Origin of the sequence: Salmonella sp. NW38 (genome assembly GCF_051807745.1) — a bacterium.
Taxonomy (GTDB): Bacteria; Pseudomonadota; Gammaproteobacteria; order Enterobacterales; family Enterobacteriaceae; genus Salmonella; species Salmonella enterica.
Window position 1 is genome coordinate 158,336 of record NZ_JAMMTO010000002.1, and the last position, 17,843, is coordinate 176,178.

Here is a 17,843-nt window from a genome sequence, read left to right on the forward strand (position 1 = left end):
GCCTTAATGACGATAACAAGGAGACATGTGATATGGCTTACCAGACAGTGAATCCTGCCAATAATCAGCTCATTAAAGAGTATCCCCCGGACACGGACGCGGATATTGAAGCCGCGCTGCAAAAAGCTGACGCGCTCTATCACTCCGACTGGTCCAAAGGAGAGATTGACCAACGTCTGCCGGTACTGCATAAACTGGCTGACTTGATCGACAGCCGTGTTGAAGAACTGGCAAAAATCGCCAGCCAGGAGATGGGTAAGCTCATCGAGCAGAGCCGTGGCGAAGTCAAACTGTGCGCGCAGATCGCTCGCTATTATGCGGATAACGCGAAGCAGTTTCTTGCCCCGGTGCCTTATAAAACCGAGTTTGGCGACGCGTGGGTAGAACATCATCCGATTGGCGTCATCATGGCCGTTGAGCCGTGGAACTTCCCGTACTATCAGTTGATGCGTGTGCTGGCGCCGAACCTGGCCGCAGGTAACCCGGTGCTGGCGAAACATGCCAGCATCGTACCACACTGCGCCGAGACATTTGCCCATCTGGTGCGTGAAGCCGGCGCGCCGGACGGCGCATGGACCAACCTGTTTATTTCCTCCGATCAGGTGGCGAATATCATCGCCGACCCGCGCGTGCAGGGCGCGGCGCTGACCGGATCTGAAAAAGCGGGGAGCGCCGTGGCGGTACAGGCGGCGAAGCACATTAAAAAATCGACGCTGGAACTGGGCGGGAACGATGTGTTCGTCGTGCTGGACGATGCCGATCTTGAGAAAGCGGTGAAAATTGGCGTGCAGGCACGGCTCACTAATGCGGGGCAGGTATGTACGGCGGCGAAGCGCTTTATCCTGCATGAGAAAATCGCCGATCAATTCCTCAGCCAGTTCACCGAGGCGTTCAGGAAGGTGAAGGTGGGGGATCAGATGGACGCTTCTACCGAACTGGGGCCGCTGTCGTCGAAAGATGCGCTGGAAACATTGACCAGACAGGTCGAGGAAGCGGTGAAAAATGGCGCGACGCTGCACGTTGGCGGCAAGCCGCTGGAAAGCAAAGGCAACTTCTTTGAGCCGACCATTCTGACCCACATTACGCGTGACAACCCGGCGTACTTTGAAGAGTTCTTCGGCCCGGTGGCGCAGATGTATGTGGTGAAAGACGATGACGAGGCGGTAAAACTAGCCAACGATTCCCACTACGGCCTGGGCGGCGCGGTGTTTAGTCAGGATATTGAGCGTGCTAAACGCATGGCCTCCCGGATTGAAATCGGGATGGTTTATATCAACTGGCTGACCGATACCGCAGCGGAGCTGCCGTTCGGCGGCGTTAAGCGTTCGGGCTTCGGACGCGAGCTATCGGATCTGGGGATTAAGGAGTTTGTGAACCAGAAGCTGGTAGTGGTGCGCCGCTAATCCCTGTTGCCCCTCTGAAAACGGGAGGGGCCTGGCTTTTTTGCAGCGAAGGACGCGGATCTTAAATCAGAACGAAATAAGCGAACAAAACACCTTCAATCGCCCTCCTTATTTATCCACGTTGCACTAACCGTGCTTTTTATCCCGATATTGTTTGTACAGACATTCATGATGCCCGCATTTTCTGTTCTATGCGGAGGCCGGTATGGAATTTTACGAGAACCGCCCCAGACAACCATTCATTGGCTTTGTGCAGCTCAGACGGGCGCTAAAAAGGTGGTGGCTGCGTAAGCGGGCCTGTCAGGCGCTGCGACGAATGAGTGACGAGCAGTTAAAGGATATTGGGTTGGAAAGGAAGGATGTGGAATAACAGATAAGAGCCAGTAAAACTGGAAAGGCTGGATAATCTTATCTTAACCTCTCCAGTAGGCGGGTATCCTGGAACGCTAATTTTCTTGCCAGGCTTTCTCGATCAGCAGCTTGGCTTTATCCAGATCATGTTCGTTACGCACAATCAATTCGACGTCGCCGGTTCCCCAGTGGCCAATGTTTGTGACGTCCCGGCTAAATCCTTCTTCAAGCTGGATATGCTGTGGATTGATTTTCAGCCACAGGCGTAGGTGTGGGTCGGTCACGGGATAAACGGCTACGCACAGAAAGTTGCGAATGAGGCGGAAGGCGTCATAGAGCTTAAGCTCTTTAAACTGAACCTCATCACTGAGTGACAGCACATAACTTTTTAGCTGTTCATATAATGAAAGCAGCGCGGGTGAGGCCGAAGAGAGCTGTTCGCGCTGCGTGCGGGTATGGCGCTTACCGTTACCGCTGCTGACGGAACCGTTCGCGATGATGTACTGAGGGCTATTTTCGACCACGGCGTTAACCAGTTCCAGCATTAACAGGTCGTCGGCAAAAAGCTTGTAGCGAATCAGGTTGATATTGCGGTTGATTTGCTGAACGGCATGTTCGTCGTATTTATTAAAATCGGCGGCAATACAGATTAACCGTGTGCCGGACCAGTCAATGGCTTTGGCCGCGGTTTTACTTATTTTCTCCATCACCAGCAACTGAAATTCCGCTTTATGATCGAGCAGCCAGTCGAGATAAAACAGCCCCTGGTTAATGACGTTTTCATTGCTGTGGCGCTTATATTCAATAATCACCGGGCAGTTATTTTCATCGAGGCCGAGGGAATCAATTCGCCCACGATGGGTTTTACCCGTGTGGTATTCGGTCTCAAGAAAGCGGACGCCAAGGAACGTTTCCATATGGGATTCGATCAGCATTTGCAGATCTTTTTCAATGGCTGCGGCTTTGCCCGGCAGTTCTTGTACTTTCCCGCCACCGAGGCGGAAAAGCTGGATATCGCTCATGGATCCCTCCTGAATTTCATATTACCGGGTATGATACTGCACAGAGTAGAATCAGAAAGCATAAAATTGAGTCTGAGGATATGTTATTTGTGGTAATTTATTAATTTGAAAAGAGAAAATGGCAGGAGCGCCAGAATGAGTACGTTTGACACGACGAAAATTGCTTTAAAAGATATCCTGGGGCAGATTACTGATGGACGGGTACAGTTGCCTGATTTCCAGAGAGGGTGGGTATGGGATGATGAGCATGTCCGGTCTTTGCTGGTCAGTATTGCCCGTTCTTTTCCCGTTGGTGCGGTTATGCTGCTGGAGACTGGGGGAGAAGTTCGCTTCCAGGTGCGTCCAGTTGAAAATGTAGAATTGCAGAAAACCGAGCCTGAGATGTTGATTCTGGATGGCCAGCAACGTTTAACGTCCTTGACTCAAGTCCTGATGCTGGATACGCCCGTTAAGACTTTTAACGAGAAAGGAAAGCAGATAGACCGTTTTTATTATATTGATATTGAGGCCGCTCTGGACAATAGGCTTGATGAAGCTTTTATTTCTGTTGAAAAGTCTAAAAAAGTAACGATGAATTTTGGTCGTGATATAAAAAATTTTACTAACTCATTTGGGGAAACGGTTGAAATGGATTTTTCTACCGTGCAAAAAGAGTGCGAAGCATTATTTTTCCCTTGTAACCAAATTATCAACTCTGATGCCTGGGAAAGTCATTTATATAAGTGTTCACAAGAAAAGTTTTTCACTTATATGCAGTTCCGTGAAAAAATTCTGAATGCCTTTAGGAACTATTTGCTGCCTGTTATTAAATTGGGTAAATCAACTAGCAAAGAGGCCGTTTGCCTGGTGTTTGAAAAGGTTAATACCGGTGGTGTTCCACTATCCGTATTTGAACTGGTGACCGCCAGTTTTGCGGCTGATGGGTTTAATCTTCGGGATGACTGGTTTGGCAGTAATTTGCGTCAAAAATTTGGCCGCCGAAATGTACTGAATAAAGAAGCTATCCTACAGGGCGTAGAGCCGACTGACTTTTTACAGGCTATCAGCATATTGAATACGCTAAAAAAACGGCGTGCCGATCTGGCCGAAGGGAAGACAGGGAAATCAGTTACTGCAGTAAGTGCTAAACGAGTTTCAGTATTAGCCCTTTCTCTTGAAGATTATCATTGCTGGGCCGACGATGTGGAAAAAGGCTTCTTACTTGCCGCTAAATTTCTCCATCATGAATGTTTTATGCACTCATGGGATCTTCCTTATCGTACGCAGCTTGTGCCGCTGGCGGCAGTATTATCGAAATTACAAGGCAATTGGCTGGAGCCCAAAATTTATGACAAACTGGCGCGCTGGTTCTGGTGCGGTGTCCTGGGGGAACTGTACGGCGGCGCGGTAGAAACACGTATCGCAAACGATGTGGAAGAGTTACTAAACTGGATTGAGGGGGAAGGTGAAGAGCCCCGGACGATTTATGAAGCCTCATTCCAGCCAGGGCGTTTATTGACGTTACGTTCCCGATTGAGCGCCGCGTATAAAGCGTTAAGCGTGTTGATCCTACGCAATGGTGCTCAAGACTTTTTCTGGAAGTCGACGATCCAAAAGTTAGATTATGGTGAGATTGCACTCGATATTCACCATATTTTCCCAAAGATATGGTGCGAGAATAATAATATTAGTCCAGCAGTGTATAACTCTATCATTAATAAAACATCAATCTCCTATAAGGCCAACCGAATGATTGGTGGGAGATCTCCGGCTGAGTATCTGTCGCAGATCCAGACGCATCCGCAGGTCGGTCTGGAGGATGCCGAGATGGATGCGATCCTACGCAGCCACTTTATTGAGCCTTCGCTGTTACGGCAGGATAGTTTCGAGGCATTTTTTGCCGATCGAAAAAAACAATTGCTGAAATTGATCGAAGCGGCAATGGGGAAAAATATTAGTCAGGATGATGTTGCTGAATTAGAGACAGCAACAGACGAGATTGATGTCTGATACTGCAACCCAGGTACGAATTAAATCGCACCTGGGTTTCCTGCCTATTGAGAAGAAATCACGCGGATAAACGTTTGAACTTGCTTTTGTTTACGTACTGACAGCTTGCTTACTTGCCGTAAAGACTCAACCAGCTCAGGCTCTGGTGGTTTCACGGTCAGTACAATGCAGCCTTCCATCACCTTAATATCCATTTTGCTGCCGGTGGTAAAACCAGCGGCTTCCAGCCACTGGCCTTTTAGGGTAATGGCGGGGATACGGGTGTATTCCGGGTAGCGGCTCGCATAACTGACGGTGGCGGCGCGGTTATTTGTCGGGGAGACTTCTGGATCGGTGAATTCTGCAATAGAATGCGGGGTAGTCATGATGGCTATTCTCCTAAAATAGTGATTGTGATTAGCGAGGCGCTCGTGTTGCAGCACGGGCGTCTTGCGTTAAATACCTGTATATATCATCAGGGAATAGAAGGAAAGTCCAGCTGAAAATGAATGAAAATAATGGGGTGGATGCGAGGATGGATTATTTTTGGTGATGGGAATAAAGCGGCTATTTAGCCGCTTTATTGGTTTATGAAGGGCGGGTTAATTGATGGCTGCGTCGGTGAGGGCGTCGGCAAGGTGGAGCTGGGTTTGTTGGGCGGATTGAGTTTGTAATTTCAAATTATCGCATATATGAAATAGCTCAGTTATTTTTTTATGAATTCTAAATTGTTCTTGTAATGGTGGACATGCAAAAGCATAAAGCATCACACTATTAGCAGATAGATTAGGCTGCGCTGAACCATTATCAAAACGAAAAATTTGCGAGCGTCCAAATGGACTGATTAAATAATTATATATATATTCTCCCATTTCTCTAATAAACGGTCTAATGATCATTAGAGAAGATGCGATAGCACCAGATTCATATGGTTTTACGAATGCTGTTTTACCGAATGTAGCACCGCGTAAACAATAAACTAAATCTCCGCTTTGAATTTTACCACTTCTTAACTCATTAAATTTTTTCTCAGTAATGAAATTCATATCTGTTATTGATAGAGTTCCATTTTTCTCTATGTGACCTGTATTTATCCAAGGGATTCCGTGAACAACGTATTCATTTTTATTAGGATAGTTACTTCCCCGATCTCCGTTAATAAACTCAGAAATTAAACCAAATTTACACCATTCCCAACCCTCCGGCACTTCAAACGGTTTTTCCTTATCGCTAATAGGTGGTAACGGTTTTTGCTTTTTAATTTTCCCGTCTTTCACCAGTTGTGCTTTTTCCTGCGCAATACGTTTGAGTAGCTCAGAGGCCGGTTCGTCGTTCGGATCCTGCGGCACCAGTTTGCCCATCACCGCCAGTTGCAGAATGGTCTGTTTTAAGGCGTCAATGCTGGCTTCGGTGGTAAACAGCGTGTCGAAATGTTCGCTGATACGCGCCCAGTTTTCGGCCAGTGCATCGGCGTTCTGGCTGTCGGTTAGCGTGGTTAGCAGGGTTTCAACCAGCTGTTGATGGGCGTCCAGACTGGTCAGGGAGTGCTGTTCCAGTTGATCGCATAGGGACATAAGTTTTTTTACAGTACTTAAGATCCTATTCTGTTCTGCGAATGGTGGAATCATGAATGGGTGTGATATAAAATCATCAAATAACAGGCTTTCAACAGTAGTTCCTGTTTTGGTTAAATTCTCAACTATATATCGTTCAAACCCATTCATCATCAGTCGTATATAGTATGAAATTTCACTGAGAAATGGCGATAATACTTTTAAATCTTGATTAACTGTACATTCAATCGATGTTATAGCAACTGGAAATATTCTTCTTAGAATTCCACTCCTCGCGACAAATAGTATACTTCCTGGAGATACTTTGGTTAAACCATCTTCAATGGCTAAAGGAGTCACCTTATCTTCAGAGTCGACTATTAGATTCGTTTTCATATCTTTTGGGGTTACCCATGGAATAGTTCCTCCCCAATATTCATCTTTCATTTTACTTGGAGTTTTACCACCAAAAAAATGGCCTAAATGTGAAAAAGTTACCCACTCCCACCCTACCGGCAGCTCAAACGGTTTCTCCTCCTCGCTAATCTCCGGCAGCGGCTTCTGCTTCTTAATTTTCCCCTGCTTCACCAGCTCGGTTTTTTCCGCCGCAATGCGCTTCAGCAGCTCCGACGCCGGTTCGTCGTTCGGATCCTGCGGCACCAGCTTGCCGCGCACCGCCAGCTCCAGAATCAGCTCGCGCAGCTTCTTAATGCCGTACAGGTCAATCTTACCCGAGCTGCCGCGCCCGGCGCTGGAGCGGGGTTGCAGCGCCGTGGTCCAGGTGTCGATATGGTCGACAATCAGTTTTTCCACCGCCATCAGTTGGCCTCCTTACCGGAGAGCGCTGTGCCGAGAATATCGCGCAGCTGGTGGCGCAGGGTCTGGATCTCATGCTGCTGCTTCGCGTACTGCGCCAGCAGTTCATCCGGATCGTGGCTGACGGTTTCCGCCTGGTGCGGGTTCTTGATATCGAGGTTAAAGTTGCGGGCAATCACCTCGTCGATGCTGACCTTCCACGCCTGCTCGTTCTCGACGCGGCTGGCGAAGCTGTCGGCCTCGTTGCCCCACCAGTCGATCTCGGCCTGGAACTCTTCAAACTTCATCGGTTTGGTTTTGCTGTAGTTCTTCACGCCCGCCGGGTACGGGTGCTCGTAGAACCAGATGTCTTTGGTCGGCTGGCCTTTGGTAAAGAACAGCAGGTTGGTTTTGATCCCGGTGTACGGGTTAAACACACCGTTCGGCAGACGCACGATGGTGTGCAGGTTGCACTCCTCGGTGAGCAGCTTTTTGATCTTGGTTTTCACGCCTTCACCAAACAGCGTACCGTCCGGCAGCACCACCGCCGCGCGGCCGTTTTTCGCCAGCACTTCAACGATCAGTTGCAGGAACAGATCCGCCGTTTCGCGGGTCTGCATTTCTGCCGGGAAGTTCTTCTCGATACCGTCTTCTTCGGTGCCGCCGAACGGCGGGTTGGTGACGATCACATCCAGCTGTTCATCCCACGATGACAGCGGTTTGTTGAGGGTGTTGTCGTGACGAATTTGCACCGGCACTTCGATGCCGTGCAGCAACATATTGGTGGTCGCCAGCAGGTGCGGAAGCTGTTTTTTCTCCACGCCGTGGATCTGCTGTTGCAGCGTCTGGTGATCGGCCACGCTCTGCACGTAGTTGTTTTTTACGTGATCGAACGCGCAGGCGAGGAAGCCGCCGGTGCCGCAGGCCGGGTCCATAATCGACTCGCCGAGCTTCGGATCGACACGATCGACCATAAAGCGGGTGACGGCGCGCGGGGTATAAAACTCACCGGCATTGCCCGCCGATTGCAGATCTTTGAGGATCTGTTCGTAAATGTCGCCGAACAGGTGGCGCTCGCTGGCGCTGGTGAAGTCGATTTCGTTGAGCTTGTTGATCACCTGACGCAGCAGGGTGCCGTTTTTCATGTAGTTATAGGCATCGCTGAACGCCTGTCTGACCACAAAGCCGCGCGGGTTTTTATCGATGGGGGCGGTGAGGTTTTTCAGCGCCGGGAACAGGTCGTCGTTGACGAATTCCAGCAGGGAATCGCCGGTAATGCCCTCGGCGTTTGCCGCCCAGGTGCGCCACAGGTAGCGCTGCGGGATCGGGTACTGATAGTTATCCTGCTCCAGTTCCAGCGCCTCTTCCTGGGCGTCAAAGATTTTCAGAAACAGCAGCCAGGAGAGCTGGCCGAGACGCTGCGCATCGCCGTCCACGCCAGCGTCTTTGCGCATAATGTCTTGTAAGGATTTGATAACTGAGCTGATTGACATGATGTGTTCCATGTTTCATTAACAATAAGGCCTTCTGCTACGCGGTGGCAGCAGAAGGCGCAAAAGGGGAGTGGTTACGCGGAGCGGGGCGGTAAGTGGTAGATTTCGCTCTCCAGCTCGCTGATGGCCTGATTATACCCGTTACGGTCGCCGAATCCGCTTTTAATGATCTCCGGCAGTGTACCCATGCTGTCGAACGGCTTGAGCTTCAGCACCTGAATACTCTCGATTTCCTGCACGCCTGCGTCGGCGTATTTATCCAGCAGCGTATTCAGCACCGCCTGCGCGGCGTCGGAGTATTTGGTGAAGTAGTTGCGCTTGCGCACGTTCTCTGCTCGCTCTTTGCGGGTTAACGGCGGCTGACCATACACCACGTGGCAGAGCATGTCGAACGGGTCGAGCTCTTTACCGACCTCTTCCGCCAGCACTTCCCAGATAATCCCCTGCTGCTCCAGCTCCTTGATGATGGCCTGTTTGCGCTCGGCGTCCTGCCATTTGCGGGTGAAATCATCCAGCGAGGCGTACTCTCTGAGCAACGTTTTGCGGGTGTAGTCTTTGAAGGATTCGGTGACCAGCTTGCCGTCGGCATCATAATACTGCACACGTTGGGCAATCACGCCCACGGCGACACCGTTAACGTGAAACTTGCGCACTTTGTTCTCGTCATCTTCCGGCAGCGGGCCGACATCGTCTGAACCGGTGACGGTATACGGCGCGGGATCTTCATTGGCACCGGTGATGTCATCTTCAGTCTCTTCTTCGTGCTCGTCGAACTGCTCTTCAAAGTCGGAGTCCGGGTCGGCGATATCTTCCGGCGTGGTGTCCATCACCTTTTCCGGGATGCCGTCAAAACGTTCGTCGGCGAACAGTTCGGTAGCCTTTTTGAAATCGAGGATGGTGAACCACAGCTTGCCGTAGCGTTCATCGATGCGGGTGCCGCGACCGATGATCTGCTTGAATTTGGTCATCGACTGAATGTTTTGGTCCAGCACCACCAGTTTGCAGGTCTTTGCGTCGACGCCGGTGGTCATCAGTTCGGAAGTGGTGGCGATAACCGGATAAGTCTTTTTGGGGTTAATAAAGTTATCCAGTTGGGCTTTGCCAATGTCGTCATCGCCGGTGATTTTCATCACGTACTTGTCGTTCTTTTTGACCTGTTCCGGGTTGAGATTGACCAGCGCGCGGCGCATCCGCTCTGCGTGATCGATGTCGTTACAGAAGATGATGGTTTTATCCATCGGATTGGTACGTTTGAGGTAATCGGTAATGGTTTTCGCCACCAGTTCGGTACGCTCATCAATCACCATCGTGCGGTCAAAATCTTTCTGGTTGTAGATACGGTCGTCGATCAGCTCGCCGTTTTTATCCATCTGGCCTTTGGTGGGACGCCAGCCCTGGAGATCGACGTCGATATCGACGCGCACCACTTTATAAGGGGCAAGGAAGCCGTCTTCGATACCCTCTTTGAGCGAGTAGGTATATACCGGATCGCCGAAGTAATCGGTGCTGGAGACTTCATGGGTCTCTTTCGGCGTGGCGGTTAAGCCAATTTGCGTGGCGGCGCTGAAATAGTCGAGAATTTCGCGCCACGCGCTGTCTTCCGAGGCGCTACCGCGATGGCATTCGTCGATGACAATCAGGTCAAAGAAATCCTGGGCCACCTGTTTAAAGGCTTTTTGATCTTCTTCCGGGCCGGTGATGGCCTGGTACAGCGCGAGATGGATTTCAAATGCCGGATCGATGGTGCGCCCGGTGACCTTGGTCATCGCCGTGCCAAACGGCTGGAAGTCGTTGTTTTTGGTCTGATCGACCAGAATGTTGCGATCGGCAAGGAACAGGATCCGCTTTTTACTTTTCGCTTTCCATAAACGCCAGATTATCTGGAAGGCGGTGTAGGTTTTCCCCGTTCCGGTCGCCATCACCAGCAGAACGCGGTCTTGCCCGGCTGAGACGGCTTCAATGGTTTTGTTGATGGCCTGTAGCTGATAGTAGCGCGGCGATTTGCCGGTGTTATCGTCGTAGTAGTCCTGAGTAATCACCGGGAGCTGGGCTTGCGTGTAACCCTTCCAGACGCAGTATTTTTGCCATAATTCGTCAGGCGTTGGGAATTCGTCGAGGGTAATTTCTCGCTCAATCGCGCCGGTTGCCGTTTTATCATGGAAGATAAAGCCATCGCCATTGGTAGCGAAGACGAAAGGAACGTCCAGCAGGTGCGCATAACCCAGCGCCTGCTGCATCCCTTTGCCGATTTCATACTTATTGGCTTTGGCCTCAATCACCGCCAGCGGCATGTTTAATTTATGATAGAGCACGATATCGGCGGATTTCACCGTTCTGCGCGCCGCCACTTTACCGCGCACGATGACCTTACCGTCCCGGAGTTTGACCTCCTGCCGGATTTGCGTTGTGTTGTTCCAGCCAGCTTTCAGGATGGCGGGCATAACGCGTTTGGTGATGATGTCTGCTTCCGTCAGGGTACTCAGGTTCAGGTCAGCCATTGGGGATTCTCATCTAATAGCGATGCGCAAATTCTACACACAAAATCAGATGAAATCATTACACTCTGTGTGCATTATTGGTGTTAAGTCTCTGTTTTAGATGAATTCGTGAATTCTGTACCCAACATATAAGGTTTTAATATGGAAGTTATTAAGATTTGGAGATCCTTTCTTAAACATTTTAAACAGAAAAAATTAGATTCTGCGGTGATTGTCTATGGCGTGAACGCAATCTATTTAATCCCCTATAAATTTCCTTTAAAAAGTTACCTGGTTGCATTTCTCTTTGTATCTATTCTAATATTCTCTTGCACTCAAGAAAATCGAATTAGGGAATATATCAGTTTCTTTGTACGCACAGACAATGATCATTTATTGACTCGGTTTGCTGGTATTCTATCGCTAACTGCATGGTCAATTTTTTTGCTTTTGTTGTTGTCTGCTAATGTGTTTGTCAACACCATAACGTATTGGTTAGCTATTTTATTTTCAGTCTCTATCCTCATTAGTAGCATTTTGACTATTTTAGATTTTGCCAGAAATAATACAGCAAAAACCTTTAAGGTAATCGGCTTGGCGGTTACCGCATTTTCAGGTGTTTTTGTTTTTACTAGTAGTTACTCTGCCAGCATTTTCTGGCAAATCAGTAATCTGGAGCTATCCTCTTCTCCATGGTTAGAATATTGTTGGAAAGCCACCGCATTTCTTATGTTTTTCCTGTGGTTATCACAACCTATTTGCTATGGGCTATTTCTGCGTTACGGTGATAAAGCAAAAGGGTATCGAATCTTTACATTAACAGGTGCTTTTATTATGTCTATGTTTTTGTTTCTGCTTGTTCCTATGTTGATTGGTGATGTCGCTTATTTTGTGCTAAAAAAGACCATCAACCATGAATGGCGCAATGAAGCAAAGTGCGGTGAATTGGAAGTGAAGAATAAAAACGAAAAATATTTTGGTTTTAATACTGATAAATATACTGTGTTTTATTCGGATAAAAATGATAAGTGGGGTTTCTATGAGATCACCTGCAAAAAAGGGAGCGACAGGAGAGATACTTATAGTGTGGAGCATTTGCCGGAGTATAATATCCCCTCGTGGTTAAGGTAGTTTGTATTTATCATTATGTAGTGGTGCGCTGGTGGAGGATATAATATGGTAACGGTGAATAGAGAGTGCCATATCTGCTCTGAAGGCCATCATTCTGTGATGGCCTTGATGCGGGTTACTTCCTTAACCCCGCAAACGCCGCTCTAATCTCGTCTTCCGGCAACTGGATCCCGATAAATACCAGCGTGCTGTGCGGCGTTTCGTCGCCCCACGGTCTGTCCCAGTCGGCGCTGTAGAGACGCTGCACGCCCTGGAACAGCAGACGGTTGGGTTCGCCGTCGATCCACAGCATCCCTTTGTAACGCAGCAGTTTATCCGCTGATTCCAGCAGCAGGTTTTCCATCACCCGCGAAACCTCGCTGATATCCACCGGGTAATCCAGCTCCACCACAATTGACGACACATCGTTCTGTTTATCGGCAATAAAGTGGAAACGCGGTTGGCTTGCCAGCACGTTCTCTTCCAGCATAAAGCCGCTGGTATTAAACAACTGACTCAGGTCAATATCGCCGTGTACCACGGTGTAAACCGGGGCGCGAGCGTTGATACGCGCCAGCCGCTCGCGCAGCTTCTCGCTGTCGCCTGCCACGTCGGTTTTGGTCAGCAGGATACGGTCGGCGTAGCCTATCTGCGACTGGGCGATGGTGAACTGGTTCATCTGCTCGTTAGCGTGCACCGCGTCGACCAGCGCAATCACGCCGTCTAACAGGTAGCGTTCGCATAATACGTCATGGGAGAAAAAGGTCTGAATAATCGGGCCGGGGTCAGCCATGCCGGTGCATTCAATCACCAGGCGGTCGAAAGCAATATCGCCGCGGTCGCGGCTGTCGAGCAGGTCTAATAGCGCATCTTCCAGCTCGTTGGAGCGGGTACAGCAGATGCAGCCGTTGGTCAGGGTTTTGATCTGTGTGGCGCGATCGCCAATCAGTTGATCGTCAACGGAGACTTCGCCAAATTCGTTTTCGATAACGGCGATTTTAAAACCATGTTGTTCGTTGAGGATATGGCGTAGTAGGGTGGTTTTGCCGGCACCAAGAAAACCGGTAAGTAGGGTAACTGCAATCGGGGTCATAGTCTCTCCATTAACAACAGCGCATACCGCCTTTGCCATCGCCGCCGTAACGTGCTTGCTGACGTTCGCGGAAGAACTCTTCATAGGTCATGTACGGCTTGTCGGGATGGTTGGTTTTCATGTGCTCGACATAGTTGTCGTAGTCCGGAATACCAATCAACATTTTTGCCGCCTGGCCGAGATATTTTTTTGCCTGACCTAAAGTATCAAACATTCTGCCGTCCTGTTAATGAATAAAGCCGGATGGCGGCTTGCGCCTTATCCGGCCTACACTAGCCGGGATCGCTGCGCGCTACCCGGCATCAGTTTTAGTGGTGTGAAGAGATCTTCACGCCGCCTTCCGGCACGGGCACATACGGGGTTTCTTTGTCGGTACGTTTATCGCTGTTGCGTACCTTCATCCAGGTGGTGAAACCGTAGAAGATAATACTGTACACCACCACCAGGAACAGAATACTCAAACCAGCGTTAGTGTAGTTGTTCACCACGATATGGTTCATGTTGGCAATCTGCTGCGCGGTCAGGTTGGTGCCGTTGGCAATCTTCTCTTTATACAGGTTTGCCATGTAGAAGAAACCTTCCATCTGTGGGTTGGCGCTGAACAGTTTCAGGCCCAGCGCCCAGGTGGTGCAGATCAGCAGCCATACCGCCGGGATCACCGTCACCCAGATGTACTTGGTGCGCTGCATTTTGATCAGTACCACGGTGCTCAACACTAGCGCCACGGCGGCCAGCATCTGGTTAGAGATACCGAACAGCGGCCACAGGCTCTTCACGCCGCCCAGCGGGTCGACCACGCCCTGATACAGCAGATAGCCCCACAAACCGACGCAGCCTGCGGTACCGATGATACCCGCGACCAGAGAATCGGTTTTTTTCAGGAACGGGACGAAGTTACCCAGCAAATCCTGCAACATAAAGCGGCCGGAACGAGTACCCGCATCCAGTGCGGTCAGGATAAACAGCGCTTCGAACAGAATACCGAAGTGATACCAGAAGCCCATATCCGCCATCGGCAGGACTTTGTGGAACACATGCGCGATACCTACTGCCAGCGTTGGCGCGCCGCCTGCGCGGTTCAATACTGACGGTTCACCGATATCTTTCGCAGTTTGCAGGATTTGTTCCGGGGAAATCACAAAGCCCCAGGAGCTGACGGTCGCCGCTGCATGTGCGGTAACGTCTTTCAACTGCGCCATAATCAGCGGCGCGTTCTCGCCGCCCATCTCGTGCAGGTTTGGCATGGTAATGCCCAGACCTGCCGGCGGGGTGTTCATCGCGAAGTAGAGACCCGGTTCAATGATCGAGGCCGCCACCAGCGCCATCACCGCAACAAAGGACTCCATCAGCATCGCGCCGTAGCCGATAAAACGCGCATCGGTCTCACAGGCCAGCAGTTTCGGCGTGGTACCGGAAGAGATGAGCGCGTGGAAGCCAGAGACGGCGCCACAGGCGATGGTGATGAACAGGAACGGGAACAGAGCGCCTTTCCACAGCGGGCCGGTACCGTCGACGTACTGCGTCAACGCCGGCATTTTCAGTTCCGGGTTGAGGATTACAATCCCCAGCGCCAGACCGACGATCACGCCGATTTTCAGGAAGGTAGCGAGATAGTCGCGCGGGGCGAGGATCAGCCATACCGGCAGCAGCGCGGAAACAAAGGCGTAGCCGATCAGCGCGAAGGTAATGGTGGTGTCTTTAAAGGTCAGCGCCGGGCCCCAGTACGGGTCGTGGGCAATCACGCCGCCGAAGTAAATAGACGCCACCAGCAGCACGATACCAATAACGGAGACTTCGCCTACGCGTCCCGGACGCAGGAAGCGCATGTAGATGCCCATAAACAGCGCAATCGGCACCGTTGAGCAGACGGTGAAGACGCCCCACGGGCTTTCGGCCAGCGCTTTAACCACGATTAATGCCAGCACCGCGAGGATGATGATCATAATTAAGAAGCAGCCGAACAGCGCGATGGTGCCTGGAACGGTACCCATCTCTTCTTTGATCATCTCGCCAAGAGAGGCGCCGTTACGGCGGGAAGAGATGAACAGCACCATAAAGTCCTGCACTGCGCCCGCGAGCACCACGCCCGCCAGCAGCCACAGTGTCCCCGGCAGATAGCCCATCTGCGCGGCCAATACCGGCCCGACCAGCGGACCTGCGCCGGCGATGGCGGCGAAGTGGTGACCAAACAGCACGTAGCGGTTAGTCGGCACGTAGTTCAGGCCGTCGTTATTGATGACCGCCGGCGTCGCGCGCGTCGGGTCGAGCTTCATGACCTTCTGGGCGATATACAGGCTGTAGTAGCGGTAAGCCACCAGATAGACGGAAACGGAAGCGACCACGATCCACAGGGCGCTCACGTGTTCACCCCGACGTAGGGCAACGACCGAGAGGCAGAAAGCACCGATGATTCCGAGAATCACCCAGGGTATGTGCTTGAATATCTTTTTCGTATCCATAGTAAAACCTGGTTGTAAGTTTAATTATCAGCCGAAGCTGGGTGGACATTGAGTTCGTGTTTGAGGAGGTAGATTGACTGCTATGCTGAGAGGATCTTGCCAGATCATCGCGCGCGTAAAGTTAGGTAAATCAGTGAGTGGTTGTATGGCGGTTTAAGCGGTCGGACGTACCGGTAAGCGGTTTCGCGGAGGAGGGCGTGGGCTATTTTATGTGATTGAGATCACGATATAAAATGGGACGATCCTTGTTGCGCGGGGCGTCATAACGACTTAACTGAGCTAATCGTGATATTAATGGCGCGCATCCCATAAAGTTTTCCCTTTCTAGGCCGAAAATTCTGTATCTGTCTAGCGGAAAGAGAAAACATGTTAAAACGAATTAAAATTGTTACCAGCTTACTGCTGGTATTGGCGCTATTTGGCCTTTTACAACTGACATCCGGCGGGCTGTTCTTCAACTCACTGAAGAATGACAAAGAAAACTTCACCGTATTGCAAACCATTCGTCAGCAGCAGTCTGCCCTGAATTCAACCTGGGTGGAGCTGTTGCAAACGCGTAATACCCTGAATCGCGCGGGTATCCGCTGGATGATGGACCAGAGCAATATTGGCAGCGGCGCAACTGTCGCTGAACTGATGCAGGGGGCGACCAATGCGCTGAAGCTGACCGAAAAAAACTGGGCGCAGTATGAGTCATTACCGCGCGATTCACGTCAGAGTGAGGCGGCTTTCCTTGAGATCAAACGAACCTATGATATCTACCACGGCGCATTGGCGGAGCTTATTCAGCTTCTTGGCGCGGGTAAGATTAACGAGTTTTTTGATCAACCGACTCAAAGCTATCAGGACGCTTTTGAGAAGCAGTACATGGCCTATATGCAGCAAAACGATCGTCTGTACGATATTGCTGTTGAGGATAACAACAGTTCCTACAACCAGGCGATGTGGGTACTGGTCAGTGTGCTGATTGCCGTTCTGGTGGTCATTATCGCCGTCTGGTTCGGCATCAAACTGTCGCTTATCGCCCCGATGAATCGTCTGATTGAAAGCATTCGTCATATCGCCAGCGGCGATCTGGTGAAGCGTATCGACGTGGAAGGCTCCAACGAAATGGGGCAGTTGGCTGAAAACCTGCGTCATATGCAAAGTGAACTGATGCGTACTGTTGGCGATGTACGTAACGGCGCGAATGCGATCTATAGCGGCGCCAGCGAGATTGCGATGGGCAACAACGATCTCTCTTCCCGTACTGAGCAGCAGGCAGCGTCTCTGGAAGAGACCGCCGCCAGTATGGAACAACTGACCGCCACCGTGAAACAGAACGCCGAAAACGCCCGTCAGGCCAGTCACCTGGCATTGAGCGCCTCTGAAACAGCGCAAAAAGGCGGCAAAGTGGTGGATAACGTCGTACAAACAATGCGCGATATCGCCTCCAGTTCGCAGAAAATCGCCGATATTATCAGCGTAATCGACGGTATTGCTTTCCAGACCAATATCCTGGCGCTGAATGCGGCGGTAGAAGCGGCGCGCGCAGGCGAGCAGGGACGCGGGTTCGCGGTGGTGGCCGGTGAAGTCCGTAATCTGGCCCAGCGTAGCGCGCAGGCGGCACGGGAGATCAAGAGTCTGATTGAGGATTCCGTGAGCCGTGTTGATGTGGGTTCGACGCTGGTCGAAAGCGCCGGTGAAACCATGGATGAGATCGTCAATGCAGTGACCCGCGTGACCGATATCATGGGCGAGATTGCCTCGGCGTCCGACGAGCAAAGCCGTGGTATCGACCAGGTGGGCCTGGCGGTAGCGGAGATGGATCGCGTAACGCAGCAGAACGCCTCGCTGGTGGAAGAATCCGCCGCCGCGGCTGCGGCGCTGGAAGAGCAAGCCAGCCGTCTGACCCAGGCCGTCGCGGTGTTCCGTATTCAACAGCAACAGCAGCGTGCGCGTGAAGTGGCAGCGGTAAAAACCCCGGCAGCCGTGTCGTCACCAAAGGCCGCTGTGGCCGATGGCAGCGATAATTGGGAAACGTTTTAAGGGCGTATGGTGAACAGTCGGCCTACAGATGACCGTAGGCCGAATGAGATGCTCACACTTTTGCCTGATGGCGCTTCGCTTATCAGGCCTG

General features: G+C 50.9%; 14 protein-coding genes. 5 read left to right on the plus strand and 9 right to left on the minus strand.

What is annotated here, in order from left to right; all coding sequences use genetic code 11:
- Positions 1-32 precede the first annotated feature (32 nt).
- The gene (locus tag NA624_RS04570; RefSeq protein ID WP_000331407.1) at positions 33-1,403 is read left to right on the plus strand and encodes an NAD-dependent succinate-semialdehyde dehydrogenase; all 1,371 of its coding nucleotides are present in this window, start codon (positions 33-35) and stop codon (positions 1,401-1,403) included.
- Positions 1,404-1,498: 95 nt separating this feature from the next.
- Here NA624_RS04570 and NA624_RS04575 read toward each other — a convergent pair whose 3' ends face one another.
- Entirely contained in the window at positions 1,499-1,642 is a 144-nt protein-coding gene (locus NA624_RS04575; protein ID WP_001541460.1) for a hypothetical protein, read from the minus strand.
- On the opposite strand from NA624_RS04575, the gene yjiS reads away from it, so the two are divergent.
- Positions 1,609-1,773 carry a DUF1127 domain-containing protein YjiS gene (gene yjiS, locus NA624_RS04580; RefSeq protein WP_000397915.1) on the plus strand — a complete coding sequence of 55 codons (165 nt, stop codon included), beginning with the start codon at positions 1,609-1,611 and terminating at the stop codon, positions 1,771-1,773. The genes NA624_RS04575 and yjiS overlap by 34 nt on opposite strands.
- 76 nt (positions 1,774-1,849) lie before the next feature.
- Here the strand turns inward: yjiS and NA624_RS04585 are convergent, their stop codons facing one another.
- Positions 1,850-2,776 carry a DUF5655 domain-containing protein gene (locus tag NA624_RS04585; RefSeq protein ID WP_001280244.1) on the minus strand — a complete coding sequence of 309 codons (927 nt, stop codon included), beginning with the start codon at positions 2,774-2,776 and terminating at the stop codon, positions 1,850-1,852.
- A 135-nt stretch (positions 2,777-2,911) separates the two neighbouring features.
- Between NA624_RS04585 and NA624_RS04590 the strand changes: the two genes are divergently transcribed.
- Positions 2,912-4,765 (plus strand): GmrSD restriction endonuclease domain-containing protein, encoded by a 1,854-nt coding sequence (locus NA624_RS04590; protein ID WP_000102837.1) that lies wholly within the window; start codon positions 2,912-2,914, stop codon positions 4,763-4,765.
- 44 nt (positions 4,766-4,809) lie between these two features.
- On the opposite strand, the gene symE is transcribed toward NA624_RS04590, so the two are convergent.
- The 4 genes from symE to hsdR form a co-directional block, all read right to left on the minus strand.
- On the minus strand, positions 4,810-5,130 hold the full coding sequence (gene symE / locus NA624_RS04595) for an endoribonuclease SymE (RefSeq protein WP_001542921.1): 321 nt from the start codon (positions 5,128-5,130) through the stop codon (positions 4,810-4,812).
- 216 nt (positions 5,131-5,346) lie between these two features.
- Positions 5,347-7,116, minus strand: a complete 1,770-nt coding sequence (locus NA624_RS04600; protein ID WP_000257588.1) for a restriction endonuclease subunit S — start codon at positions 7,114-7,116, stop codon at positions 5,347-5,349.
- Complete coding sequence (locus NA624_RS04605; protein WP_000028404.1) at positions 7,116-8,585, minus strand: type I restriction-modification system subunit M; 1,470 nt, start codon at positions 8,583-8,585, stop codon at positions 7,116-7,118. The genes NA624_RS04600 and NA624_RS04605 overlap by 1 nt, the downstream gene beginning before the upstream one ends.
- Positions 8,586-8,659: 74 nt before the next feature.
- Positions 8,660-11,083 carry an EcoAI/FtnUII family type I restriction enzme subunit R gene (gene hsdR / locus NA624_RS04610; RefSeq protein ID WP_000774455.1) on the minus strand — a complete coding sequence of 808 codons (2,424 nt, stop codon included), beginning with the start codon at positions 11,081-11,083 and terminating at the stop codon, positions 8,660-8,662.
- 141 nt (positions 11,084-11,224) lie between these two features.
- Here hsdR and NA624_RS04615 point away from each other — a divergent pair, with 141 nt between their 5' ends.
- The gene (locus tag NA624_RS04615; RefSeq protein ID WP_000452026.1) at positions 11,225-12,193 is read left to right on the plus strand and encodes a hypothetical protein; all 969 of its coding nucleotides are present in this window, start codon (positions 11,225-11,227) and stop codon (positions 12,191-12,193) included.
- Positions 12,194-12,308: 115 nt separating this feature from the next.
- Here the strand turns inward: NA624_RS04615 and yjiA are convergent, their stop codons facing one another.
- The 3 genes from yjiA to btsT all read right to left on the minus strand — a co-directional run bounded on the left by yjiA (position 12,309) and on the right by btsT (position 15,724).
- Complete coding sequence (yjiA, locus tag NA624_RS04620; RefSeq protein WP_000187838.1) at positions 12,309-13,265, minus strand: GTPase; 957 nt, start codon at positions 13,263-13,265, stop codon at positions 12,309-12,311.
- Positions 13,266-13,275: 10 nt separating this feature from the next.
- Positions 13,276-13,479, minus strand: a complete 204-nt coding sequence (locus NA624_RS04625) for a YbdD/YjiX family protein (protein ID WP_000460616.1) — start codon at positions 13,477-13,479, stop codon at positions 13,276-13,278.
- A 94-nt stretch (positions 13,480-13,573) separates the two neighbouring features.
- On the minus strand, positions 13,574-15,724 hold the full coding sequence (gene btsT / locus NA624_RS04630; RefSeq protein ID WP_000379928.1) for a pyruvate/proton symporter BtsT: 2,151 nt from the start codon (positions 15,722-15,724) through the stop codon (positions 13,574-13,576).
- Between the two features lie 366 nt (positions 15,725-16,090).
- On the opposite strand from btsT, the gene tsr reads away from it, so the two are divergent.
- Complete coding sequence (gene tsr, locus NA624_RS04635) at positions 16,091-17,752, plus strand: methyl-accepting chemotaxis protein (protein ID WP_000919524.1); 1,662 nt, start codon at positions 16,091-16,093, stop codon at positions 17,750-17,752.
- The last annotated feature ends 91 nt before the right edge of the window (positions 17,753-17,843 follow it).

What these genes read in the sequence shown, in the direction of transcription:
- NA624_RS04585 (WP_001280244.1), bottom strand. Translation starts at nt 2,776, where the DNA reads ATGAGCGATATCCAGCTTTTCCGCCTCGGTGGCGGGAAAGTACAAGAA.
- tsr (WP_000919524.1), top strand. Translation starts at nt 16,091, where the DNA reads ATGTTAAAACGAATTAAAATTGTTACCAGCTTACTGCTGGTATTGGCG.
- yjiA (WP_000187838.1), bottom strand. Translation starts at nt 13,265, where the DNA reads ATGACCCCGATTGCAGTTACCCTACTTACCGGTTTTCTTGGTGCCGGC.
- NA624_RS04570 (WP_000331407.1), top strand. Translation starts at nt 33, where the DNA reads ATGGCTTACCAGACAGTGAATCCTGCCAATAATCAGCTCATTAAAGAG.
- NA624_RS04600 (WP_000257588.1), bottom strand. Translation starts at nt 7,116, where the DNA reads ATGGCGGTGGAAAAACTGATTGTCGACCATATCGACACCTGGACCACG.
- hsdR (WP_000774455.1), bottom strand. Translation starts at nt 11,083, where the DNA reads ATGGCTGACCTGAACCTGAGTACCCTGACGGAAGCAGACATCATCACC.
- NA624_RS04575 (WP_001541460.1), bottom strand. Translation starts at nt 1,642, where the DNA reads ATGGTTGTCTGGGGCGGTTCTCGTAAAATTCCATACCGGCCTCCGCAT.
- NA624_RS04615 (WP_000452026.1), top strand. Translation starts at nt 11,225, where the DNA reads ATGGAAGTTATTAAGATTTGGAGATCCTTTCTTAAACATTTTAAACAG.
- NA624_RS04605 (WP_000028404.1), bottom strand. Translation starts at nt 8,585, where the DNA reads ATGTCAATCAGCTCAGTTATCAAATCCTTACAAGACATTATGCGCAAA.
- symE (WP_001542921.1), bottom strand. Translation starts at nt 5,130, where the DNA reads ATGACTACCCCGCATTCTATTGCAGAATTCACCGATCCAGAAGTCTCC.
- yjiS (WP_000397915.1), top strand. Translation starts at nt 1,609, where the DNA reads ATGGAATTTTACGAGAACCGCCCCAGACAACCATTCATTGGCTTTGTG.
- NA624_RS04590 (WP_000102837.1), top strand. Translation starts at nt 2,912, where the DNA reads ATGAGTACGTTTGACACGACGAAAATTGCTTTAAAAGATATCCTGGGG.
- btsT (WP_000379928.1), bottom strand. Translation starts at nt 15,724, where the DNA reads ATGGATACGAAAAAGATATTCAAGCACATACCCTGGGTGATTCTCGGA.
- NA624_RS04625 (WP_000460616.1), bottom strand. Translation starts at nt 13,479, where the DNA reads ATGTTTGATACTTTAGGTCAGGCAAAAAAATATCTCGGCCAGGCGGCA.